This window comes from Lutibacter maritimus, assembly GCF_900116115.1.
In the GTDB taxonomy this organism is placed as follows: Bacteria; Bacteroidota; Bacteroidia; order Flavobacteriales; family Flavobacteriaceae; genus Lutibacter; species Lutibacter maritimus.
The window spans coordinates 254,253-279,030 of the sequence record NZ_FOZP01000002.1; the positions used below are offsets into that span (position 1 = coordinate 254,253).

Below are 24,778 nucleotides of genomic sequence, written 5' to 3' on the forward strand. Positions count from 1 at the left end.
TAAAAAAAGGAAATAGCGAACTCACTATTTCCTTTTAAAATATTTTAATAATTTTTTACTTTTATTGCGCTTTAATTACCTCTTTAATTTTAGTTTCTAATTCTTCTGCTAAATCTGGATTATCTTTAATTAATGCTTTTACAGCATCTCTTCCTTGACCTAATTTGGTTTCTCCATAACTAAACCATGAGCCACTTTTTTTAACTATTCCAAACTCAACACCTAAATCTAAAACTTCACCTACTTTAGAAATTCCTTCGCCGTACATAATATCAAATTCGGCAGTCATAAATGGTGGTGCTACTTTATTTTTAACCACTTTTACTTTAGTGCTGTTACCAATTACTTTTTCACCATCTTTAATTTGTGTTCTTTTACGAATATCTAAACGAACTGAAGCGTAAAATTTAAGAGCGTTACCACCAGTTGTTGTTTCTGGGTTTCCAAACATTACGCCAATTTTATCACGTAACTGATTGATAAATATTACCGTACAATTTGTTTTATGAATTGTTCCTGTTAATTTTCTTAAAGCCTGTGACATTAAACGAGCATGTAATCCCATTTTAGAGTCACCCATTTCACCTTCAATTTCACTTTTTGGTGTTAATGCTGCTACCGAGTCAATTACCACAATATCAATTGCTCCAGAGCTAATTAAATTATCGGCAATTTCCAAGGCTTGTTCACCGTGATCTGGTTGCGAAATAATTAAGTTATCAATATCAATTCCTAAGTTTTGTGCATAAAAACGGTCAAAAGCATGTTCCGCATCAATAAATGCCGCAATTCCACCAGCTTTTTGTGCTTCTGCAATGGCATGTAATGTTAAGGTTGTTTTACCTGAAGATTCTGGACCGTATATTTCAATTACTCTTCCTCTTGGATAACCGCCAACTCCTAATGCAATATCTAATCCTAATGAACCTGTTGAAATTGCTTCAATATCAGATATAGCAACATCACCCATTTTCATTACTGTTCCTTTTCCGTAGGCTTTATCTAGTTTATCTAATGTTAATTGTAATGCCTTTAATTTTGCTACTTTTTCTTTATCGTCTGCCATAATCTTTATTAAATGAATTAATTTGGTTGCTAAAATATAAAAAACTATTGAGTATATTTAGGCTTTACAAATAATTATATTAACTGTTTTTTAGATTAAAATGATTTTTATAATTACTCTTATTATTCTTTAAAATTGCTATAATTTTATGGATTTGTAGACCATAACGAAGCATTTGCCATCATGGCTCTTCTAGGTAATTTCAATCCGGCTACAATTAATTCAGCAAAATCTTCAGGTTGTAGAACTTTTTCAGTATTACCATCTGTAATTCCCAAATCAAGTGCCATATCTGTAGCAATGGTACTTGGTGTTAAAGTAACTACTCTAATATTATTTTTTCTAACTTCTTTCATTAACGATTGTGATAATCCAATTACTGCAAATTTAGATGCCGAATATGCAGATGTACTTGCATTACCATTTAAACCAGCTGTTGAAGCCACGTTAAAAATATCGCCTTCATTTTTTTCAATTAAATATGGTAAAACTTCTTTGGTTACATAATACATTCCCATAACGTTGATTTGTATGATGTTTTCCCAAGTAGTTACTTCCATTTCATTTAAGGTTCCAAAAGCAGCAATACCAGCATTATTTACTAAAATATCTACTGAACCAAGCTTATTAATAATGTTTTTAATTCCAGTTTTTACTTCATCGTAATTAGCAACATCAAAAATTTCGTAGGTTGCGTTTACACCAAATTCTTTTAATTCAACAACGGTTTCTAGCAAGTTTTGTTCATTACGACCAGTAATTGCAATATCAATTCCTTCTTTTGCAAATGCAATAGCTGTTGCTTTTCCTAAACCTCTTCCTCCACCAGTAATGATGGCTTTTTTATTTTTCAATTTCATTATTTCTTAGTTTTTAGAATATGTTTATTTAGTTTCAAAGTTACTATTATTGCTGATAAGACTACTTAAAATTTTGTGAAATGATACTTACCTTTTTGTAATTTAAATTTATAGATTATTAAACAACACGATGTATTTTCATAACCATTACGCCAAAATAAACGCATTGCTTTTTTAATAACTTCTTCTTCAATATATTCTTTTTGTCATGCCATTTAAAACTCAGCAAGTGCTTTGTTATAAAAAAATAACTAAATTAATTTATGAATTTGAGCGTATTGTAGTAAAATAATGGTTTTAGCATCGCAAATTTCTCCAGATGAAATCATTTTTAAAGCTTTAGAAAATGGTAATTCCATTACTTCAATTTCTTCGTGTTCTTCTTCCAAACCACCACCGTTACTTACTTTTAAATCATTATTATATTCAGCAATAAAATAATGTATTTTTTCTGTGACAGCTCCTGGAGTTGAATACAATTCAAGCACTTTTTTTGGATTTGATATTTTGTAACCTGTTTCTTCTTCAGCTTCTTTAATAATACACGTAATTGGGTCATTTTTATCTAATAAACCTGCGCAAACTTCAATCATCATTCCATCGTTATTTGCATTTAAATAACTTGGCATTCTAAATTGTTTTGTAAGAATTACCGTCTTTTTTATTGAATTGTATAATAAAATTGCAGCGCCATCACCTCTATCATAACTTTCTCTACTTTGTGTTTGCCAAGTTCCGTTATTAGTTTGGTAATCAAAATTAATTTTATCTAATGTATACCAATCATTTGAAAGATTTACTATGCTATTTATTTTAACTTTAGGGTTTGACATTGTTTATTTTTTTATCATTGGTATATGCGGAATATTATCTTCTAAATATTCTTCACCAACTTGTTCAAATTGAAGAGATTCGTAAAAATTTTTTAAATATTTTTGTGCGGAAATTTTTATAACTGTTTCATTAAAATGGTCTTTAACTGCTTTTATTGAATGTTGCATGATTATAAAACCATATCCAAATTTACGCTGGTTTTGTGCTACTACTACTCTACCAATACTGGCTTGTAAAAAATAATCTCCTGGCTTAAAAATACGTGTATATGCAATTAATTTATGATTTTTATAACCTAAAACATGCAATGCTTTTTGATCTTTATAATCAATATCTTGATACACGCAATCTTGCTCAACTACAAAAACTTCGCTTCGTAATTGTAACAATGCATATAATTCATTGGTAGAAATTTCAGAAAAAGGTTTTACAATAATAGTTAACATTTTAATCTTGTTTTATAAGGTCTTTTTCGTCATTTCTTTTAAATTCTGGCTGAAAATTACAATGTGTAATATGAAACTTTTCTAATAAAGATTCTTCAATTTGCTCACAAATATTATCAAACTCGCTTAATTTTATATCATCTTTAAATTCTAAATGTGCTTCAATATGGCAATCGTGATCATTTAGTTGCCAAATATGAACGTGATGAATATTTTTTACACTTTTAAAAGTTAAAACTTCAACAGCAACTTCATCAATAATAATGTGTTTTGGTGCAAAAAGCATTAAAATTTTTATAGAAGCAATTAAAATACTCCAGCTCATATAAATTAAATATGTAGAAATTATGAGTGTCAACAATGTATCAATCCAATATATTTGATAAAATTTCATTAATAAACCACCAAATAAAACTGCAAAGGAAGTTAGCATATCGGTTAATAAATGTAAGTAAGCAGCTTTCATATTTAGGTTATTTTTAGCGTCATTTTTTAACAATAAAACACTAAAACCATTTACTGCAATTCCTAAAATTGCTAACCAAATTACTAAATCGCTTTTAATTTCTGGTTGTACTTCTAAAAGCCGTTGAATTGCTTCAAAACCTAAATAAACAGCAATAAAAATTAATGAAGCTGCATTTATAAAAGCTGCAATTATTTCGGCACGTTTATATCCAAAAGTATACTGTTTGGTTTGCTTTTTTTTACGTGTTAATAAGTTAGCTATATAACTTATTATTAATGAAATAACATCAGAGAAATTATGAACAGCATCTGAAATTAACGCTAAACTACCCGATATAATTCCGCCGATAAGTTGCGCAACTGTAATAACAGTATTTAAAATTATGGATAGCAATAAATTTTTACCCGATAAAGTTGGGTGATTGTGTGAGTGGTTATGACTCATTTTTTATAGTATTAACAACATTTAGTTGGTATTTTATCAATTCTATTTTGATGTCTTCCACCTTCAAACTCGGTAGTTAAAAATATATCTACAAAACCAATAGCTTGTTGTAACGATACAAAGCGTGCAGGAATAGCTAATATATTTGCATCATTATGTAATCTTATTAATTCAACAATTTCATTATTCCAAACCAATCCAGCTCTAATGCCTTGATGTTTGTTAGCCGTCATTTGTGCACCGTTTCCGCTTCCGCATAAAATAATTCCGTAGGTTGCTTCTCCGCTTTCAACAGCATTTGCTACTGGATGAATAGCATCGGCATAATCCATACTTTCAGTAGTATTGGTTCCAAAGTTTAAAACTTTTATACCTTTATTTTCTAAATGCTTAATAATTTCAAATTTATACTCTGTACCCGCGTGGTCATTACCAATTGCAATTGTCATAATAGTGTTTTGTTAATAAGTTATAGTACAAAAATACAAATTCACGATTATTAACAGTAAAAAAAGACATTGTTAATAGTAATTTATAATTAGTTGATTTACAAGAACATTAAAATAGTATTGAATTGTCAATAAGTTTATACTTAAAAAAGAAAACTTTATTTTGTTATGTAGAAAGAAAAGATTAATGCAAAAACGTACTCTAATTCACCAAATTTTTTTGTTAGATTTTTAGAATAAGTTGTTAACAAAAATTTAACCATTTATAAACATTGAAACTTGATTTTTTTATACAATAAACCGGTTAATTACAATTTTTTTTAGGCTGTTGATAACCTATTTAATTTTATTGATTTTTAAGTATTTAAAAAATTATAAGTTGTTAGTAACATGTTATAATTGATATATCAAAATTAAAATTCACAAAATTATGCTACATATTAACAAGCTATAATAACAAAAAATATTTTTTAAAATTTTAAAATTCTTTTTTATTAATATATTAATTGTTGATAAAGTTAATAACTAAAACTTGAGATGCATTATTGGTTGTATTAGGAGTAACAGAAATGGTTTCTATTTCATCTTCTGAAGTAAAATAATTATTTATACTTTTAATTGATATATAAATACCTATTAAAAATATTATAAGAAATAGAATGGTAATTTTATATAACCTTTTCATTGTTTGACTGTTCTATATATTATAGACGAAACAATTTATTAAATGTTACATTTTTTTTAAGAAAATTTTAACTTTTAACTATGCAACTATAAAATTAATAGCTTTTGGAAGTAATGACACATTAAAATTACCTGAACCTATAATTTCTCCATCTGCTTGAATATAAGTTTCTTGTGAATCTAAAATTTTTACTTTTAGGTTAGATGTTTTAAAATTTTTAACACATTTTAATTTTGTAATGGTACCATTAAATAAACCGCGTAAATTACCTAAAATGGTAAATAATGTTATACTATCTACATACGTAATATCAAATAATCCGTCAGTTGAGTTTGGATTTTGTGTTAAACGCATTCCACCGCCTGAATAGTTACAAATACCAATTAATAACATTAATGTTTTACCTTGTAAATTAGTATTGTTAAATGTAATTTCTAAATTACTTCTTTTATAACTAGTTAAACTAACTATAGCACCTGTAAAATAAGCTAAAAACCCTAAATTTTTATATTTATGAACCTTATTAACAACGTAACCGTCAAAACCAATTCCAGCTAAATTATTAAAATAAACTTCTTTACCAGAAGCTGTTATTTGTAGTTTACCAATATCTTGAATAATGGTTTTTTCAGCTTTAATAATTTTAATAGCTTCTTTAAAATCTTTTGAAATATTATAAGTTTTAACCCAATCATTTCCAGTTCCTATGGGAATAATACCAATTTTTATTTCTTGTAAATTATTAGGATTTAAACTTAAAACAGCATTTACCACATTATGAATTGTACCATCTCCACCAACGCAAATTAATTTTGTAAAACCTTGTTTAATAGCATTTTGAACTAAAACTAAAGAATGTTTTTCGTATTCAGTAAACACAAATTCAAACTCAAAATTTTGATGAATTAATTCTGTATAAATCTCTGGCCATTTCTTTTTTGAAGCGCCATTTCCTGAAGTAGGATTAATAACAACAAACCATTTTGTACTCATTTACTAAATTTTAAAAAGCGTACCAAAATACAAATACTTATTTATATAACTTATTATTAACTTACTTGATGTTTAATTATTTGTACTTTTGATAATAATTAAAAAGAAATACATGTCGACAAGAAAAAAAATCTATAAAAAGAAAGGAAATGTTATTAAAGATTTAACTAAAAAAATTTTAAAAATATTAAATCAATCTCCTTCTAATGGTTACAATTACAAACAATTATCTTCAAAATTAGAAATTACTGATGCTGCGGGTAGAAACCAAATTATACAAAAATTAGAAGAATTAAAAGGTCAAAAAAAGATTGAAGAAGCCGAAAGAGGTAAATTTAAAATTGCGCCAGCTTCAAAATATTATATTGGAACTTTAGATGTAACAAGTAACGGAAATGCGTATTTTATTTGCGAAGAATTAGAAAAAGATATTTACATTCCTGCCCGTAATTTAAACAGAGGTTTAGATAAAGATACTGTTAAAATTTATAAATACAACCGCAAAAATAGTAGTAAAGAAGAAGGTGATGTTGTTGAAATTATAAAACGTGCAAAAACTGAATTTGTAGGTGTTTTACAACTTAATAAAAACTTCGGATTTTTAGTACCAGATGATGCTAAAATGTATGCAGATATTTTTATTCCAAAAAATAAATTAAAAGATGCTGAAGATGGTGTAAAAGTATTGGTTAAAATGACAGATTGGCCAGATAATTCTAAAAATCCGTTCGGAGAAGTAATAACTATTTTAGGAATGCCAGGTGATCACGAAACCGAAATGCATTCTATACTTTTAGAATACGGTTTACCTTATAAATTTCCAGAAAATGTAGAAGCCGAAGCAGATTTAATTCCATTAGAAATTTCATCAAAAGAAATAGAAAATAGAAGAGATATGCGTGGCGATTTAACCTTTACAATTGATCCAAAAGATGCAAAAGATTTTGATGATGCATTATCATTTAAAATATTAGAAAATGGTAATTATGAAATTGGAATTCATATTGCCGATGTTTCACATTATTTACAAGAAAAAACAATATTAGATGCTGAAGCTTATAGCAGAGCAACATCGGTTTATTTAGTAGATAGAGTAGTGCCAATGTTACCAGAAGTTTTATCAAATGGTGTTTGCTCATTACGTCCAAATGAAGAAAAATTAACCTTTTCTGCTGTGTTTGAAATCAACGAAAAAGCACATGTAATTAATCAATGGTTTGGTAGAACTATCACATATTCTGATAAACGTTTTGCGTATGAAGAAGCACAAGAAATTATTGAAACTAAAGGAAATATTATATCAAAAGAAATTTCAATAACAGGTGAATCTTATACTGTACAACCTGAAATTGTTGAAGCAGTTTTAAAATTAGATAAATTAGCAAAAATTCTTCGTAAAAAGCGTTTACAGCAAGGAGCAATTACTTTTGATAGAGTAGAAGTTAAATTTAATTTAAATGAAAATGCCGAACCAATAGGTGTATTTTTTAAAGAATCTAAAGATGCTAATAAACTTATTGAAGAGTTTATGTTATTAGCAAACCGAAAAGTGGCAGAATTTGTTGGAAGTAAAAAAGGTGTTCCAACTAAAAATACTTTTATTTATCGTGTGCACGATGAACCAGATGAAGATAAATTAATGTCATTACAAACCATTGTAAGTAAATTTGGTTATAAGAATAAAATTGATCTTAAAAATAAGCAAACAACATCCGCATCATTAAATCAATTATTGCAAGATGTTCACGGAACTGGTGAAGCAAATATGATTGAAACTTTAGCAGTTAGATCTATGAGTAAAGCCGTTTATACAACCGATAATATTGGACATTACGGATTAGCTTTTGATTATTACAGTCATTTTACCTCACCAATTCGTCGTTATCCTGATGTAATGACACATCGTTTATTACAACATTATTTAGATGGTGGAAAATCTCCAAAAGCTGAAGCTTATGAAGAAAAATGTAAGCATTCATCTGAACAAGAATATATGGCTTCAAAAGCTGAGCGCGATTCTATAAAATATATGCAAGTTAAATATATGGAAGATCATAAAGATCAACAGTTTGAAGGCGTTATTTCTGGAGTTACTGAATGGGGAATTTATGTTGAAATTATTGAAAATAAATGTGAAGGAATGGTGAGAATTCGTGAAATAAAAGATGATTATTACATTTATGATGAAAAACAATATGCACTTGTTGGACAATCTACAAAAAATTTATACCAGTTAGGTGATCACGTTTTAATAAAAGTAAAACATACCGATTTAGAACGTAAACATTTAGATTTTAGCTTATTAGAAAAAATTAGTAAATAATTTAACTTTAAAGGCATAATTATTGCTTTTAAAAGTAGTTATAACTTATAAAGGAATATAAAATGAAAAAATTAACTGTATTATTATTATTAATTAGTGCAACTTTGTTTGCACAAGAACCAATTACAACCAATTTAGGTGATTTTAATGAACTTAAAGTATTTAATGGTTTAACTGTTAAATTAGTACAATCATCAAGTTCAAAAATTGAAATTTCTGGATCACAAGCCGATGATGTTTCTATAAAAAATGCCGATGGAGTTTTAAAAATTCGTTTAAAATTTCCTGAAAGTTTTATAGCTGAGGATGCAAATATCGTTTTATATTATGCAAATAATATTGCAATTTTAGATGCTAATGAAGGTGCTCATATTATATCAGATGAAGTAATTAATCAACAACATTTAGAAGTTAAAGTACAAGAAGGTGCTAAAATTAATTTAAATGTTCAAATAAAACATTTGTCTGTTAAAACAGTTTCAGGAGGAATTATTACTTTAACTGGAAATACTGATAATCAAACTGTTGAAGCAAATACTGGTGGTATTTATTATGGATTTGATTTACAAAGTAAACAAACTATTGTAAATTCAGCAGCTGGTTCTACTGCTGAAGTTAGAGCTTCTGAAATATTAGATGCAAAAGCACAATTTGGTGGCACAATTTTATATGAAGGTTCGCCAGAGGTTTTAAAATCTAAAACCGTAGTAAAAGGAACCATAAAATCTATGAATTAATTAAATCTCACTATTTTAGGTTTATTTAATTGTAAAAAAAAATATACAAAACGCTTTTTTCTTAAATAAAACATAAATTAATTTCAGTTTTATAAAAGTTACAATTGGTTTTGAATTAATTACTATCTTTGTACTTTAAAATTTAAAAAATATGAACTCACTTTATATATTTTTAGGAGTTATTGGAGCTCCACAAGTAATACTTATTGTAGTATTAATATTAGTATTATTTGGAGGTAAAAAAATCCCTGAATTAATGAAAGGACTTGGTAGTGGTATTAAGGAATTTAAAAAGGCTTCTTCTGATGATGATAAAGATTCAGAAAAAAAAATTGATGATAAAGACTAGTTATTACAATTAAACTAAAACAAAAAACCTGTGAATTTCACAGGTTTTTTTGTAAATAATTTATCTTATTTTATATTTTAACTGCAGTACCAGAAGCAGTTACCATTAACATTCCTCCGTTTGGACCAACGGTTTCATAATCTAAATCTATTCCAATAACAGCGTTTGCACCAAGCCTTTCAGCTTGTTCTTGCATTTCTTTTAAGGCAGTATCTTTTGCTTCACGTAATACTTTTTCATAGGAACCAGATCTTCCTCCAACAATATCTCTTATTCCAGCAAAAAAATCTTTAAATATGTTTGCTCCAATAATGGTTTCACCTGTAACAATTCCTAAATAATTTTTAACAGGTTGTGTTTCAATGGTATTTGTTGTGCTTAAAATCATTATTTTTTAGGTTTTTTAGTTTCATTTTCATGTGAAGATTCTTGTACTTTATTTGCAGCTACTAAACTAGTAACCATATCATTTAACATATTGCTTGCGGCGTTTGGATTATTTGGCAATAAAATTAAATTAGATTTTGTATCAGAACCAATGCTTTGTAAAGTATCATAATGTTGTGTAATTACAATTAATGCTGATGCTTCTTGACTATTTATTCCTGCTCTGTTTAATACATCTACACTTTCTTCTAAACCACGTGCAATTTCTCTACGTTGGTCAGCAATACCTTTACCTTGTAAACGTTTACTTTCTGCTTCTGCTTTAGCACGTTCTACAATTAAAATACGTTGTGCATCACCTTCGTGTTGTGCAGCAATTTTTTCACGTTCTGCTGCATTAATACGATTCATGGCTATTTTCACTTTTTCATCTGGATCAATATCAGTAACTAGTGCTTTAATAATATCATAACCGTAATCTAACATAGCTTGTTTTAAATCACGTTGAATAGCCAAGGCAATTTCTTCTTTCTTTTCAAAAACATCATCTAAAATCATTTTTGGAACTTCAGCACGAACAACATCAAAAATAAAGGCTGTTATTTGTTCATGTGGATTTTGAAGTTTGTAAAAAGCATCGTAAACATGATTTTTTTGAATTAAAAACTGAACTGAAATTTTTAAATGTACAAATACATCATCTTTCGTTTTTGTTTCAACAATAACATCTAATTGTTGAATTCTTAAACTAACACGCCCGGCAACTTTATCTATTAAAGGAATTTTAAGTTGTAAACCAGCACCTCTAATGCTAGTGAATTTTCCAAATCGTTCAATCACGGCATTAGTTTGTTGCTTAACAGTAAAAAGCCCTGATAATACAATTACTACTATAATAAAAATAGCAAAATATGTTCCAATCATTTTTCAAAATTTAAAGATTAATAATTTAAGTATTAAAGATACAATGTTTTTATAAGTTTTATTATAACAAATTATAACTATATGTATATCAAAACTTCTATAAGTTACATTTTAAGTTAAAAACTATTTTTTTGCTAATTAATAATTAGTATAAATTACAAAAGCTAAATTAATTTTATAAATAATTAGTTAAATTTAAAGATTGAATAAAATGATTTTAAAATGTATAAAGCAGTCAATTTTAAATTAAATGGAGAAGTGGTTTCTGTAGATGTTTTTGGTGATGAAACATTATTAACAGTAATTAGAACCTACTTAGACAAAACAGGTACTAAATATGGATGTGGCATTGGGCAATGTGGTGCTTGTACTGTTTTAATAGATAATGAAGCCATCAGATCTTGTATGATTTTGGTTGAAGATGTTCAAAATAAAGAAATTACAACCATTGAAGGATTAGAATCTAAAAATGGTGATTTACACCCAATTCAAAAAGCATTTGTAGAATTAGATGCACTACAATGTGGTTTTTGTACACCTGGAATGATATTAAACGCTTATGGTTTATTATTAAAAAATCCAACGCCTACCAGACAAGAAGTGTTAGATGGAATGGAAGAAAATTTATGCAGATGTGGTTCTTATAATAGAATTATTGATGCTATTTTAAAAGCAGCTAAAGAGTTAAATGAAAAAGTAAAAATATGAAACCTGATAAAATTGACGAGTTATATTTTAGTGATGTTAACCAACCTGTAATTTATGATAGGCGTAAATTTTTAAAAACATTAGGGAAGGGAATTATTGTTATTTTTTCTTTAAGTGAATTATCTCTATTACAAGGCTGGAGTCAAACTTCAAACAGCGAAAAAGAGCTAGATTTTAACGCCTACATTCACATAAAAGAAGATGGTAGAGTGAATTGCTATACAGGTAAAATTGAAATGGGACAAGGTATAATTACCTCCTTAGCTCAAGTTGTTGCAGAAGAATTAGAAGTTTCAATACAAATGGTAGATATGATTATGGGCGATACCGAATTATGTCCGTATGATGCAGGAACTTGGGGATCATTAACTACCAGATTTGCAGATCCTGTAATTAGAGCAGCAGCAGCAGCAGCCCGTGAAATATTATTAAAATTTGCTGCTGAAAAATTACAAGAACCTATTGAAAATTTAGTTACTAAAAATGGTGTTATTTGTGTTTTAAATAACGAAACAACCAAAATAACATATGCTGAACTTACCAAAGGGAAAAAGATTGTTGAAACCTTAAAAAATAAACCTGCAATTAAATCATCAAAAGATTTTAAAGTAATAGGAAAACCAATAATTAGTACCGATGCTATTGCAAAAGTTACCGGTAAAGCACAATATTCTGGAGATATAAAATTACCTGGAATGGTGTATGCTACAGTTATTAGACCAGATGTTTTTGGTTCTAAAAAAATAAGTGTGAATACTGCTGAATTATCAAATTTTGAAGGTGTTGAATTGATTGAAGATGGCGATTTGGTTGCTGTTGTGCATTCAAATCCAGATGTTGCTAACAAGGCAGCCAGAAAAGTAAAAGTTGTTTGGGATGCTCCAGAGGCACAAGCAACCGATAAAACAATTTTTGAACATTTAAATAACACTATTACAGATAGTAAAATATTTGAAGAAAAAGGTGATTTAGAAGCTGGGAAAAAAGCTTCAAAAACAGTTGTAGAAGCTGAATATTATGATGGTTATAAAGCACATGCCGCAATGGAAACCCATGCTGCAACTTGTTATTTTGAAGGTGATAAATTAATTATTTGGGCATCTACACAAACACCATTTGGTTTACGTGACCAATTATCAACTGAACTTCATATGCCTTTAGAGAAAGTGCATGTTAAACAAATATTTTTAGGTGGTGGTTTTGGAGGAAAAATCTATAATCAACAAGCAATTGAAGCCGCTAAAATTGCAAAATCTTGTAATAAACCTGTGCAATTAGTTTGGAGTAGAAGAGAAGAATTTATGTTTGATAATTTTAGACCTGCTGCTTTAATGAAAGTAAAAGCTGGAGTTGATGAACATGGAAAGCTTCAATTATGGGAATTTGATATTTATTGCGCTGGAACCAGAGGAACTAAACTTTTTTATGATGTTCCCAATAATAAAACTAGCATGTTTAACGAAAAAAATGTTAGAGGTAATAGTCACACAAGTAAATCAGATAGTAAAAGTGTTCATCCCTTTAAAACTGGAGCTTGGAGAGCGCCAGGAAATAATTCAACAACATTTGCACGAGAATCACATTTTGATGTTGTAGCATTTAAATTTGGTATTGATCCATTAAAGTTTAGGCTCAATAATTTAAATAATGAAAATATGAAAGCTACTTTACAATTAGCTGCAGATACGTTTAATTGGAAAAGGGCTAAAAAAGATGGTCACGGTTACGGAATTGCTTTAGGTGAAGATGCAGGAACTTGTGTTGCTATTATTGCTGAAGTTCATGTTGATAAAATTACGGGAAAAGTAACTCCAATAAACTTAGTTTGCGCTCAAGATATGGGGCAAGTTGTAAATCCACATGGAGCAACGGTGCAAACAGAAGGAGGCTTAACAATGGGATTAGGATATGCTTTGTATGAAGATATTGAATTTAATGGAGGAAAAATAAAAGCTCGAAATTTTAATAATTATACTATTACTAAATTTTCTGTTACTCCAAAAATCACTTGTGTTTTTATAGATAAAATGGATGCTAAACCGCAAGGTGGAGGAGAACCTGCAATAATTTGTGTTGGTGGCGCCATTGCAAATGCTGTATTTGATGCTTGTGGCGCAAGAGTATATCAGATGCCATTAACTCCAAATCGTATTTTAGATGCTTTAAAATAGAGTATTAATTATGTAATTAGGTTTGCATAATAATTTATATAAATATAGATTTACTATTTAATTTTTAAAAATAAAGTAGCTTAATTTTGATATGAATAGTACATTTAAGAAACCTGAAGATTCAGAAATTATATTAACAGAATTAATGTTACCATCGCATTCTAATTTTAGTGGTAAAATTCATGGTGGATTTATTTTATCATTAATGGATAAAGCAGCATTTGCTTCGGCTTCAAAATTTTCAGGTCAATATTGTGTTACAGCTTCTGTAAATCGGGTAGATTTTTTAAATTCGATTGAAGTAGGTGAGTTGGTTACAATGCGAGCAAAGGTTAATTATGTGGGGCATTCATCAATGGTTGTTGGAATACGAGTAGAATCGCAAAATATTAGAACAGGAGTTGTAAAACATTGTAATTCGTCATATTTTTCTATGGTTGCAAAAGATGAAACTGGCAAAACTGTTCAAGTTCCAGGATTAGTTTTATCAAATTTAAATGATATGCGTCGTTTTTTACGTTCTATAAAACATATTAAAATGAGAAATGAGCGTAAATTGGAATTTAGCCGACAAGCTTTTGAGCCAGAAAAATATAAACATGCTTTAAAAGATTACAATGTAAGAATTGACATTGAAGGATATAAATAAAAAAGGGAGCAATTTAATTTGCTCCCTTTTTTATTAAAATGTTTTGATAGTTTTTTCTAGTCTAGCAATAGTTTCTTGTTTGCCAATCATTTCAGCAATATCAAATAGGTGAGGACCTTTCATAGCGCCAACCAAACTTAATCTAAAAGGTTGCATTACTTTTCCAAAACCAATTTCTTTATTTGTAATCCACTCTTTTACAGTGGTTTCAATTGTTAAAGAGTTGAAATCTTCAATAGATTCTAAAATAGAAATTAATGTTTGCATTAATTCAGGAGTTTCTTGTTTCCAGTTTTTAGCTACTGCTTTTTCATCGTAAACATTTGGAGTTTGAAAAAAGTAATCGCTTAAATCCCAAAAATCATTTACAAAAGTTGCACGTTCTTTAATTTGTGACACTACTTTAGTAATATAACTTTTATCTTTTATAATTCCTTTTTCTTTTAAAATATCGGCATATAAATCAGCTAAATCGTCATCAGATTTTTGCATCATATATTGTTGATTGAACCATTTTGTTTTATCTGGACTAAATTTAGCGCCACTTTTACTAACACGCTCTAAAGTAAATACTTCCGATAATTGTTGTAAGGTAAAAATTTCTTGTTCAGTTCCAGGATTCCAACCTAATAAAGCTAACATATTTATAAATGCATCAGCAAAATAACCATCTTCTTTATAACCTCTAGATATTTCATTGGTTTCTTCGTTTTTATATTCTAATGGAAATACCGGAAATCCTAATTTATCACCATCACGTTTGCTTAATTTTCCTTTACCAATAGGTTTTAAAATTAATGGTAAATGCGCAAATTCTGGTGCTTTCCAACCAAAAGCTTCATATAAAGCAATGTGCAGTGGAACTGATGGTAACCATTCTTCACCACGAATTACGTGTGTAATTTCCATTAAATGATCATCAACAATATTTGCTAAATGGTAGGTTGGCATTCCATCACTTTTAAATAAAATTTTATCATCTAAAATTTCACGTTTAAAAGTAACTTCACCTCTAATTAAATCGTTAGAAGTAATGGTTTCTTTTTCTCCTTCAATTTCAGGTTTGTACATTTTAAAACGAACCACATATTTTTCTCCGTTTGCAATACGTTGTTCAACTTCTTCTTTAGATAAAGAAATAGAGTTGGTTAATTTTGATCTGTTATGCCAGTTGTAAATAAAGGTTTTTCCTTTTTTTTCGTGATCTTCTCTGTGAAAATCTAATTCTTCAGCAGTATCAAAAGCGTAGTAAGCTTTACCTTTAGCTATTAATTCTTCGGCATATTTTTTATAAATTTCTTTACGTTCTGATTGACGATATGGACCAAATTTTTCATTTTTGTTTGGACCTTCATCAAAAGGAATATTACACCAGTTTAAGGCATCAATAATATATTGTTCTGCGTTGGCAACGTATCTGGTTTGATCAGTATCTTCTATTCTTAAAATAAAAGTTCCGTTATTTTTTTTTGCAAATAAGTAATTAAAAAGTGCGGTTCTTACACCACCAATATGTAAAGGTCCTGTTGGACTTGGAGCAAAGCGTACTCTTACATTCGTCATTTTTATCAAGTTTTAGAGTGCAAAGATAATTTATCAAAAGAAATAGGCATATTTTATTGTAAAAAAAAGGCTGCTGAATAGCAACCTTTTAAAAATCTGCCCAATAAATAGATTTTTGTACCCTTTTAAAATTCATAAAAGAATTTGTTTACACAATGGAAGGGGACGTTTCCAATGAATTACTTATAGATGTATTCTTTTTTCAATTTTAATTATTGGTCTTGAATCTCCAATTACTTTATTTAATAAGTAAAAATTTAAACTTACTATTATTAAAATGAAAAAACAAAGAGCTATAAATTTGAAGCTTTTTGAATTGTTGATCTTATTAAATAGCATAATTTAAAGAATTTCTATAAGCCAAAAGTACTTTATATTCTTATAAATTTATTAGGGTAATAACCTTTATTAGCAGGGGAAAAACCCCCTAAAAATTATTTTTTTAAATACTTACTTGAAAAGTTTAACTTTATCCGTCTAATTATAATTTTAAAAAATGAGTAAAATTAATTTTAAAGAAGCGCAAGAGTTAAATCAGAATTTTGTTAAAACGCGCACCAAATCTATTGATATTGCCATAGGTAAGAAAGATGCTATTTCTAGCTGGTTTTCTTTAGAAGAAATAAAAAATTACATTAGTTATGTTGAAGAACAAGCTAAACTTAAAGATTTAAATGTTAATGGTTTAAGAGTTTATTTTGGCGCATATTCTAATTCAATTAATAATGTTTCAAAAAAAGGTTTAGCTACCGTTTTTTTTGTACCTACTCAAGCAAAAATTAAATCGGATATTGATGGAGGAGATGAAAATTCTGATATTATTGATATAGATGCATTGAATGATGGTCAAGTAGGAGATCCGCCTTCAGCTGAATATCCACAGTAATATTATGCAAAAATATTTTTTCATTATAAATTATCTGATAATTATATTGTTTGGTATATATAATTATCAAAAGATTAAACATTCTTTATCTTTAAAATTGTTCTTATTTTTTTTAGGATATTCTTTTTTAACTGAAGTTGTTGGAACCGTTTTTGCTTATGAGTTGAGAAAAAATACATCTGTAATTTATAATACTTGGAATGTAGTAAACTTTATATTTTATTCTTATTTTTTTTATAGCTTATTAAAAGCAAAAATTAAAAAGAAAATTGTGATTTTTTCTCTAATTTTATTTTTGTTGGTATTTATAATTTTGGGGTTGTTTTATTTGAATTATACAACTCAAATGTTTAGAAATTTAATAGTTTTTGGTAAATTGTTAATGATAGTTTTTGTATTAATGTATTTTTCAGAATTGCTAAATAGCAACTTAATAATGAACGTTAAAAAAAACATGTTTTTTTGGATAAGTTTAGGGGTTTTTTTATATGCCATTGGTTTTATTCCAGCTTATATCATAGGTGAATTAATTAATTATCGAGGTATATTTAAGTACATAACTTTTATTTTAAACATATTTGTTAGCATTTGTTTTATTACAGGTTTTATGATAAGTAAAAAAGAATTTAATGTATAATTTACAAGAAATTGATATTCTTATTATTGTTACAACTAGTGTTCTTTTAATTTTAAGTTTCACAGTAGTTATTTTCTTTCTTTATTTTCAAAAGAAAAAGATTGCTTTTATTTTAAATGAAAGAGAAACTCAGCTTCGTTTTGAAGAAGAAATTACCAAATCTAAAATGGAAATTCAAGAACAGGCATTGCAAAATATTAGTTGGGAAATTCATGACAATGTTGGTCAATTATTATCGGTTGCCAAAATGCAATTAAATATACTTCAAATTGGTTTACCCGAAAATCAACAAGAAAAACTTGCTGAAACTAGCGAAATAATTGGTAAAAGTTTGCAAGAATTACGAGGTTTAGCAAAATCTTTAAATCCTGAAACTATTAAAAATAATGGATTAGTTGATTCTTTAACTATTGAAATAGAGCGATTTAATCGTTTAAAAGTAATTGATGCTTCTTTAAAAATTATTAATGAACCATTTAACTTATCAAACGAAAAGGAAATTATCTTATTCAGAATTTTGCAAGAATTTTGTAATAATTCACTCAAATATTCTGAAGCCAAAAACTTAGATATAAGTTTAAATTTTAATTCCAATTCATTAATCATTATAGCGAAAGATAATGGTGTTGGTTTTAATGTAAATGCTACTGAAAATCATACAGGAATAGGTTTGTTAAACATGAAAAGCAGAGGAAAGTTAATTGGAGCAGATATTAATTTGGAATCTTCTGCAAATAAAGGAACTAAATTGTACATTAGTTGTTTGAAATAAAAATTGAAAATGAAAAAAATTGATATTATTATTGTTGATGATCACCTGCTATTTTCTCAAGCTTTAAATGGTTTAGTGTCTAATTATGAAGAGTTTAATGTAATAAAAGTTCTAAACCATGGAAAAGAATTAGTCGATTATTTTTCAACAGAAAAAACATTTCCTCACATTGTTTTAATGGATATTAAAATGCCTCAAATGAATGGTATTGAGGCTACACAATGGCTTAAAAATAATTATCCTACAATTAAAGTGTTAGCGTTGTCTATGGAATGTGATGAGGTTACTATTTTACAAATGCTACGTGCAGGAGCAAAGGGTTATTTATTAAAAGATATTCATCCAAAAATATTACATCATGCTTTGCTTGAAGTTTATAATAATGGGTTTTATTATACTGAAAATGTAACCAATACATTATTGAATTCCGCAGGAATAACACTAACAAAATCACGTATAAATTTGAAAGATCGAGAAGTAGAATTTTTAAAATTAGCCTGTTCTGAAAGAACCTATAAAGAAATTGCAGAAGTTATGTGTTTAAGTCCTAAAACTATAGAAAATTATAGAGAGGCACTTTTTGATAAATTGAATGCCAAAACACGTATTGGATTAGTTTTATACGCCATTAAAGAAAAAATAGTACTGCTTTAATCTAATTTTGTTATTTTTAGCGTTATATAGGTTAAAATAACAATTTGAGCAATTTTAAAAACATACAAGTTAAACTTCAACAATTTATAAGAAAGTTTTATATAAATGAACTTATAAAAGGTTTACTATTGTTTTTGACATTAGGTTTATTGTATTTTATTTTTACACTTTTTATTGAATATTTTTTATGGCTAAAACCTTTAGCTAGAACCATTTTATTTTGGCTTTTTATAATGGTTGAAACTGGACTTTTTTTGCTTTATATTTTGTTTCCAATATTTAAGCTCACTGGCTTAAAAAAAGGAATAACTGAGTTTGAAGCTTCAAACATTATAGGTAAATATTTTCCTGAAGTTAAAGATAAATTACTAAATATGTTACAGTTAAATCATATTCAGGAAAGTTCTGAATTGATTGAAGCAAGCATCGCTCAAAAATCTATAGAATTACAGCCAATACCTTTTGTGCGTGCAGTAGATTTTTCAAAAAACAAAAAATATCTTAAATATGTTTTAATTCCAATTGTAGTTTGGGGTTTGGTGTATGTTACAGGAAATATCAATATTTTTAATGATAGTTTTAATCGTGTTATCAAACACAATACGCAATTTGAACCACCAGCGCCTTTTTCTTTTGTAGTGTTAAATAATTCGCTAAATGTAATTGAAGGTGATTCTTTTACTTTACAGATTGAAACCGTTGGTAAAATTGTACCAGAAGATGTTAAAATCAATTTTTTTGATGAAACTTATTATCTAGAATCTAATAGTTTAGGAAAATTTCAGTATACTTTTTTAAATGTAAAAACCGATGTAAATTTTACCATGGAAGCGAATGGAATTGTTTCTAAACAATATCAACTTAATATAATTGAAGCACCTGTAATTTCTAATTTAAATATGGTTTTACGGTATCCTAGTTATACTGGCAGGCAAAGTGAAGTAATTAAAAATACAGGAAATGCAATTGTTCCACAAGGAACAAATGTGACGTGGCAAATTCAAACAGCTCAAACCGAAAATATCACCTTTAAAAATTTAAATGAACAAGCGTTTTCTTTCAAAAAAGCCTCGAAAGATTATTTTACACATTCCCAACGTATTTTAAAACCAATTCAATACAATATTGCCACTTCTAATCAGCAATTAAAAAACCATGAATCATTAAATTTTACTATTGATGTTATTTCTGATGAATATCCAAAAATTTTAGTAAAGTCTGATATTGATTCTATTAGCCGTGGTCCAGTACAGTTTATTGGTCAATTAAGTGATGATTATGGAGTTAATAAATTACAGTTGGTATATTATAATAAAAGCAAGCCAGAATCGATTAAAAGTCACCTAATTACTATTAATAAATCCACTTTTACAGATTTTTATTATGTGTTTCCTGAAGGAATTTCTATTGAAGAAGGTGTAGATTATGAAATGTATTTTGAAGTTTTTGATAATGATGCTGTAAATGGCAATAAGAAATCTAAAAGTAAATTGTTTAGTTATTATAATAAAACTACTCAAGAAATTAAGGACGAATTGTTAAAAGAACAGAAAGATGCAATAAACACTTTTTCAAAGGATTTAAATAATTCTAAAAAATCAAGTGAGGATTTAGAAAAGTTTCAAAAGGAATTACAAAAAAAGGCCGATATAAATTGGAATGATACAAAAAAATTAGAAGAATTTATTAAGCGTCAAAATCAATATGAACAAATATTTCAGGAACAAACAAAACTGTTTGAAAAAAATTTATCCGATCAACCTAAAATTGAAAGTCTAAAAGAAAAAAAAGAAGCATTAAAAAAACGAATTCAAGAAGCAAAAGAATTAGCCAAACAAGAAAAAATGTTGGATGAGTTAAAAGAATTAACTGAAAAATTACAGAAGGAAGATCTTGTTCAAAAATTAAAAGAAATTACAAAAAAGAATAAGCAAAATCAGCAAAGTTTAGAACGAATTTTAGAATTAACTAAGCGTTTTTATGTAGAACAAAAAGCAAATCAAATTAAAGAAAAATTAGAAAAACTTTCAGAAAAACAAGAGCAATTATCTAAAGAAGAGACTTCTGATAAATTACCAGAAAAGCAAGATAAAATTAATGATGAGTTTGATGCTATTAAAAAGGACTTTAAAGAAATGGACAAACAGAATAACGATTTAAAACGTCCAATGAAATTTCCTGATAACAGTGCATTAAAAAAAGAAATTGGTCAAAATTTAGATAAAGCGTCAGAAGATTTACAAAATCAACAATCGGAAAGTGCTAAAAAAAATCAGAAGAATGCTGCAAAAAAAATGAAGGAGATGAGTAAATCTCTGGAGAAATCCATGTCTGCTTCTGAAGGAGAATCTATAGATGAAGATATTGATGATTTACGTAAAATTGTAGAGAATTTAATTGAGTTTTCATTTCAGCAAGAAGACTTAATGAATAAATTTTCCAATGCCAATACTAATCAAACTGAATTCCCGAAACACTTAAAACAACAGCAAAAGTTAAAAGTATATTTTGAACATATAGATGATAGTTTATATGTGTTGTCTCTGCGTATTTTCAGCATGGGTTCGTCTATTCAAAAGGAAGTGTCAGATGCTCATTTTAATATTGATGAATCCTTATCTAATTTTTCTGAAAATTTAATTGAGCAAGGAATTTCAAACCAACAATTTGTGGTTACGGCTGCTAATAATTTAGCCAATTCATTAAGTAATTTATTAGAAAGTTTAATGAATGCTTCACCTAATTTTGGCAAAGGAAAAGGAAAACCGCAAGAATTTAGTTTGCCAGATATCATTCAAAAACAAGGTGAATTAACACAGAAACTGAAAGAAGGTTTAAAAAATGAAAATGAATCTGGAGACAAATCTGGGAAAGAAAAAGGTAAAAATGGAGAAGGTGAAAATGGCGATGAACAATCTAATAATGAATTGTATGAAATTTATAAACAACAATCACTTTTAAAAGAAGCTTTAAAAGAGTTGTTAGAAAAAAGTGGAGGTGCTGATAGTCCTAATGATATTGTTAATGCTATGGAAGCTTTGGAAAAAGTTTTATTAGAGAAAGGTTTAAGTGATGATGTTGTACAAAGGATGCAACAATTAAGTTATGAATTATTGAAATTAGATAAAGCTAAAAGGGAGCAAGGTGAAGATAAAGAGCGCAAATCTGAAACTAATATTCAAACTTTTGAAGAAAGAACTATTGATAAATTGAAACTTAAAAATCAGTATTTTAATTATAATGAAATATTAAACAGACAATCATTACCTTTGCGCACAATTTATAAAAAGAAAGTGCAAGAATATTTTAAAACAGAAGAACAGTAAAAAATGATTTTATTTAATTACGAAACAGATTTTGAATTAGCAAACGAATCCAAAACTGAGCAATGGATTTCTTCTATTATTTCAGAGTACGGTTTTGAAGAAGGTGATATTAATTATATTTTTTGTGATGATGAATATTTGTTAAAATTAAATGTTGAATTTCTAAAACATGATACTTTAACTGATATTATTAGTTTTGATTATACGTTAGGCAAACTAATTAGTGGCGATATATATATTTCTGTTGAAAGAGTGAAAGAAAACGCCTTAGTATTTTGTCAAACACTTGATAATGAATTAAATAGGGTTTTAATTCATGGGATTTTGCATTATTTTGGTTATAAAGATAAAACTGAGGTAGATATTGTTACAATGCGAAATGAAGAAGATAAATGCTTAGCTAAATTTAATAAACTTTAATGTTCCACGTGGAACATTAATACTAATTTGGTTTAATTTTCAATAACGTTCCACGTGGAACACTATTATTTTAAATATGTTTAATACGGAATATGATGTAATTGTAGTTGGAGGTGGTCACGCTGGAAGCGAGGCTGCAGCTGCAGCTGCAAATATGGGTTCAAAAACTTTATTGATTACAATGAGTTTGCAAAATATAGCGCAAATGAGTTGTAACCCAGCAATGGGTGGAATTGCAAAAGGACAAATTGTTCGTGAGATTGATGCGTTGGGTGGTTATAGTGGAATTGTAACAGATGAAACTGCGATACAATTCAAAATGTTGAATAAATCTAAAGGACCTGCAATGTGGAGTCCAAGAGCGCAAAGCGATCGTATGCGATTTGCTGAAACTTGGAGAAATATGTTGGAGCAAACAACCAATTTAGATTTCTTTCAAGATATGGTAAATGGATTAGTTTTTGAAGAAGATAAAATTGTTGGTGTTAAAACAACGCTTGGAATTGTAATAAAATCGAAAGCTGTTATTATTACTGCCGGTACTTTTTTAAATGGTTTAATTCATATTGGAGATAAAACTTTTGGTGGTGGTAGAGCTGGTGAAAAAGCTTCAACTGGTATTACAGAAGGTTTAGTAAAAGTTGGTTTTGAAGCTGGAAGAATGAAAACAGGTACGCCTCCTAGAGTTGATGGGAGAAGTTTAGATTACTCTAAAATGATTGAACAACCTGGAGATGAAAATCCTGAAAAATTTTCTTATTCTACTACTACGAAACCGTTGTTAAAACAACGCTCTTGTTATATGAGTTACACATCACAAGAGGTGCATGATTTATTAAGAACTGGTTTTGATAGATCACCGATGTTTAATGGTAGAATTAAAAGTATTGGTCCAAGATATTGTCCATCTATTGAAGATAAAATTGACCGTTTTGCTACCAAAGATAGACATCAAATTTTTGTTGAACCTGAAGGTTGGAATACTGTAGAGGTTTATGTAAATGGATTTTCGACATCGTTACCTGAAGATGTTCAAGATAAAGCATTACGTAAAGTAGCTGGATTTGAAAACGTAAAATTCTTTAGATATGGTTATGCGATTGAATATGATTTTTTTCCTCCAACACAATTAACACATACTTTAGAAACTAAATTAATTAAAGGATTGTTTTTTGCTGGTCAAATAAATGGAACTACGGGTTATGAAGAAGCGGCGGCACAAGGTTTAATGGCGGGTATAAATGCTTCCTTAAAAATTCAAAATAGAGATCCATTTATATTAAAAAGAAACGATGCGTATATTGGAGTTTTAATTGATGATCTTATTACAAAAGGAACAGAAGAGCCTTATAGAATGTTTACTTCGCGTGCTGAATATAGAACGTTATTAAGGCAAGATAATGCTGATTTAAGATTAACGCCACTTGGTTTTGAAATTGGTTTAGCTTCAAAAGCGCGAATGAATCGTGTGTTAATTAAACAAGAAAAAACAGATTTGTTTGTCAAATTTTTGCAAGATACAAGTGTTAAGCCTGAAGAAATAAATCCAATTTTAGAAGAGAATGATACTGCTTTAATTGATCAGTCCATGAAGTTATTTAAGATAGCTGCACGTCCACAATTAAACTTTACCGATTTGCAAAAGTTAGAAAGTGTTCAGGTATTTATTAAAGAAAATGAAATTGATTTAGAGATTATAGAGCAGACAGAAATTCATGTAAAATATTCTGGATATATTGATAAAGAAAAGAATCAAGCTGATAAATTAAACCGTTTAGAAAATGTAATTATCCCAGATAATTTCGATTTTAAAAAGGTAAAATCTTTATCAATAGAAGCTTGTCAGAAGTTGACTAAGATTCAACCAAAAACCATTTCGCAAGCTAGTAGAATTAGCGGAGTTTCGCCGAGTGATATTTCTGTATTGTTAGTTTATATGGGTAGATAATTTTTGATGTTCCACGAGGAACATCAAAAAAATATCAACATCAAAAAAATTTATTTGTCATTTTTTCTAAACAAAAAC

23 protein-coding genes are annotated in these 24,778 nt (G+C 28.1%); 12 read left to right on the top strand and 11 right to left on the bottom strand.

What is annotated here, in order from left to right; all coding sequences use genetic code 11:
* Nucleotides 1–61: 61 nt before the first annotated feature.
* The 8 genes from recA to BM335_RS04510 form a co-directional block, all read right to left on the bottom strand.
* Nucleotides 62–1,066, bottom strand: a complete 1,005-nt coding sequence (gene recA / locus BM335_RS04480; RefSeq protein ID WP_090223553.1) for a recombinase RecA — start codon at nt 1,064–1,066, stop codon at nt 62–64.
* Between the two features lie 146 nt (nt 1,067–1,212).
* Nucleotides 1,213–1,926, bottom strand: a complete 714-nt coding sequence (locus BM335_RS04485) for a 3-ketoacyl-ACP reductase (protein WP_218157803.1) — start codon at nt 1,924–1,926, stop codon at nt 1,213–1,215.
* 251 nt (nt 1,927–2,177) lie between these two features.
* Nucleotides 2,178–2,759, bottom strand: a complete 582-nt coding sequence (locus BM335_RS04490) for an NUDIX domain-containing protein (RefSeq protein ID WP_090223558.1) — start codon at nt 2,757–2,759, stop codon at nt 2,178–2,180.
* A 3-nt stretch (nt 2,760–2,762) separates the two neighbouring features.
* Complete coding sequence (locus tag BM335_RS04495) at nt 2,763–3,206, bottom strand: GNAT family N-acetyltransferase (RefSeq protein WP_090223560.1); 444 nt, start codon at nt 3,204–3,206, stop codon at nt 2,763–2,765.
* Between the two features lies 1 nt (nt 3,207).
* Nucleotides 3,208–4,119 carry a cation diffusion facilitator family transporter gene (locus BM335_RS04500; RefSeq protein WP_090223562.1) on the bottom strand — a complete coding sequence of 304 codons (912 nt, stop codon included), beginning with the start codon at nt 4,117–4,119 and terminating at the stop codon, nt 3,208–3,210.
* Between the two features lie 11 nt (nt 4,120–4,130).
* Nucleotides 4,131–4,568, bottom strand: coding sequence for a ribose 5-phosphate isomerase B (rpiB, locus tag BM335_RS04505; protein ID WP_090223565.1), 438 nt, complete (start codon nt 4,566–4,568; stop codon nt 4,131–4,133).
* Between the two features lie 502 nt (nt 4,569–5,070).
* On the bottom strand, nt 5,071–5,253 hold the full coding sequence (locus BM335_RS15550) for a hypothetical protein (protein WP_143102379.1): 183 nt from the start codon (nt 5,251–5,253) through the stop codon (nt 5,071–5,073).
* A gap of 78 nt (nt 5,254–5,331) precedes the next feature.
* A complete protein-coding gene (locus BM335_RS04510) occupies nt 5,332–6,246 on the bottom strand; it encodes a diacylglycerol/lipid kinase family protein (protein ID WP_090223568.1) in 915 nt (304 codons plus the stop codon).
* 112 nt (nt 6,247–6,358) lie between these two features.
* Between BM335_RS04510 and rnr the strand changes: the two genes are divergently transcribed.
* The 3 genes from rnr (at nt 6,359) to BM335_RS04525 (ending at nt 9,655) form a co-directional block, all read left to right on the top strand.
* Nucleotides 6,359–8,569: a ribonuclease R gene (gene rnr / locus BM335_RS04515; RefSeq protein ID WP_090223571.1), complete on the top strand. Its 2,211-nt coding sequence runs from the start codon at nt 6,359–6,361 to the stop codon at nt 8,567–8,569.
* 62 nt (nt 8,570–8,631) lie between these two features.
* Nucleotides 8,632–9,306 (top strand): head GIN domain-containing protein, encoded by a 675-nt coding sequence (locus tag BM335_RS04520; RefSeq protein WP_090223574.1) that lies wholly within the window; start codon nt 8,632–8,634, stop codon nt 9,304–9,306.
* A gap of 151 nt (nt 9,307–9,457) precedes the next feature.
* Nucleotides 9,458–9,655 (top strand): Sec-independent protein translocase subunit TatA/TatB, encoded by a 198-nt coding sequence (locus BM335_RS04525; RefSeq protein WP_090223577.1) that lies wholly within the window; start codon nt 9,458–9,460, stop codon nt 9,653–9,655.
* Nucleotides 9,656–9,725: 70 nt separating this feature from the next.
* Here the strand turns inward: BM335_RS04525 and BM335_RS04530 are convergent, their stop codons facing one another.
* Nucleotides 9,726–10,043, bottom strand: a complete 318-nt coding sequence (locus tag BM335_RS04530) for a heavy metal-binding domain-containing protein (RefSeq protein ID WP_090223579.1) — start codon at nt 10,041–10,043, stop codon at nt 9,726–9,728.
* The gene (locus BM335_RS04535; protein WP_090223581.1) at nt 10,043–10,966 is read right to left on the bottom strand and encodes an SPFH domain-containing protein; all 924 of its coding nucleotides are present in this window, start codon (nt 10,964–10,966) and stop codon (nt 10,043–10,045) included. The genes BM335_RS04530 and BM335_RS04535 overlap by 1 nt, the downstream gene beginning before the upstream one ends.
* A gap of 222 nt (nt 10,967–11,188) precedes the next feature.
* On the opposite strand from BM335_RS04535, the gene BM335_RS04540 reads away from it, so the two are divergent.
* The 3 genes from BM335_RS04540 to BM335_RS04550 all read left to right on the top strand — a co-directional run bounded on the left by BM335_RS04540 (nt 11,189) and on the right by BM335_RS04550 (nt 14,494).
* On the top strand, nt 11,189–11,674 hold the full coding sequence (locus BM335_RS04540; RefSeq protein WP_090223583.1) for a (2Fe-2S)-binding protein: 486 nt from the start codon (nt 11,189–11,191) through the stop codon (nt 11,672–11,674).
* Nucleotides 11,671–13,845 (top strand): xanthine dehydrogenase family protein molybdopterin-binding subunit, encoded by a 2,175-nt coding sequence (locus BM335_RS04545; protein WP_090223586.1) that lies wholly within the window; start codon nt 11,671–11,673, stop codon nt 13,843–13,845. The genes BM335_RS04540 and BM335_RS04545 overlap by 4 nt, the downstream gene beginning before the upstream one ends.
* A 91-nt stretch (nt 13,846–13,936) precedes the next feature.
* A complete protein-coding gene (locus BM335_RS04550; protein WP_090223588.1) occupies nt 13,937–14,494 on the top strand; it encodes an acyl-CoA thioesterase in 558 nt (185 codons plus the stop codon).
* Between the two features lie 33 nt (nt 14,495–14,527).
* Here the strand turns inward: BM335_RS04550 and gltX are convergent, their stop codons facing one another.
* Nucleotides 14,528–16,057 (bottom strand): glutamate--tRNA ligase, encoded by a 1,530-nt coding sequence (gene gltX, locus BM335_RS04555; RefSeq protein WP_090223590.1) that lies wholly within the window; start codon nt 16,055–16,057, stop codon nt 14,528–14,530.
* Between the two features lie 496 nt (nt 16,058–16,553).
* On the opposite strand from gltX, the gene BM335_RS04560 reads away from it, so the two are divergent.
* The 6 genes from BM335_RS04560 (at nt 16,554) to mnmG (ending at nt 24,700) form a co-directional block, all read left to right on the top strand.
* Nucleotides 16,554–16,943, top strand: a complete 390-nt coding sequence (locus BM335_RS04560) for a hypothetical protein (RefSeq protein ID WP_090223592.1) — start codon at nt 16,554–16,556, stop codon at nt 16,941–16,943.
* Nucleotides 16,944–17,572: 629 nt separating this feature from the next.
* Nucleotides 17,573–18,352, top strand: a complete 780-nt coding sequence (locus BM335_RS04570) for a sensor histidine kinase (protein ID WP_090223597.1) — start codon at nt 17,573–17,575, stop codon at nt 18,350–18,352.
* Nucleotides 18,353–18,361: 9 nt separating this feature from the next.
* Nucleotides 18,362–19,006 carry a response regulator transcription factor gene (locus BM335_RS04575; protein ID WP_090223599.1) on the top strand — a complete coding sequence of 215 codons (645 nt, stop codon included), beginning with the start codon at nt 18,362–18,364 and terminating at the stop codon, nt 19,004–19,006.
* A gap of 44 nt (nt 19,007–19,050) precedes the next feature.
* Nucleotides 19,051–22,332 carry a DUF4175 family protein gene (locus BM335_RS04580; protein ID WP_090223601.1) on the top strand — a complete coding sequence of 1,094 codons (3,282 nt, stop codon included), beginning with the start codon at nt 19,051–19,053 and terminating at the stop codon, nt 22,330–22,332.
* A gap of 3 nt (nt 22,333–22,335) precedes the next feature.
* Nucleotides 22,336–22,752 carry an rRNA maturation RNase YbeY gene (gene ybeY, locus BM335_RS04585; protein ID WP_090223604.1) on the top strand — a complete coding sequence of 139 codons (417 nt, stop codon included), beginning with the start codon at nt 22,336–22,338 and terminating at the stop codon, nt 22,750–22,752.
* Between the two features lie 76 nt (nt 22,753–22,828).
* Nucleotides 22,829–24,700 carry a tRNA uridine-5-carboxymethylaminomethyl(34) synthesis enzyme MnmG gene (gene mnmG, locus BM335_RS04590; RefSeq protein WP_090223606.1) on the top strand — a complete coding sequence of 624 codons (1,872 nt, stop codon included), beginning with the start codon at nt 22,829–22,831 and terminating at the stop codon, nt 24,698–24,700.
* Nucleotides 24,701–24,778: the final 78 nt, after the last annotated feature.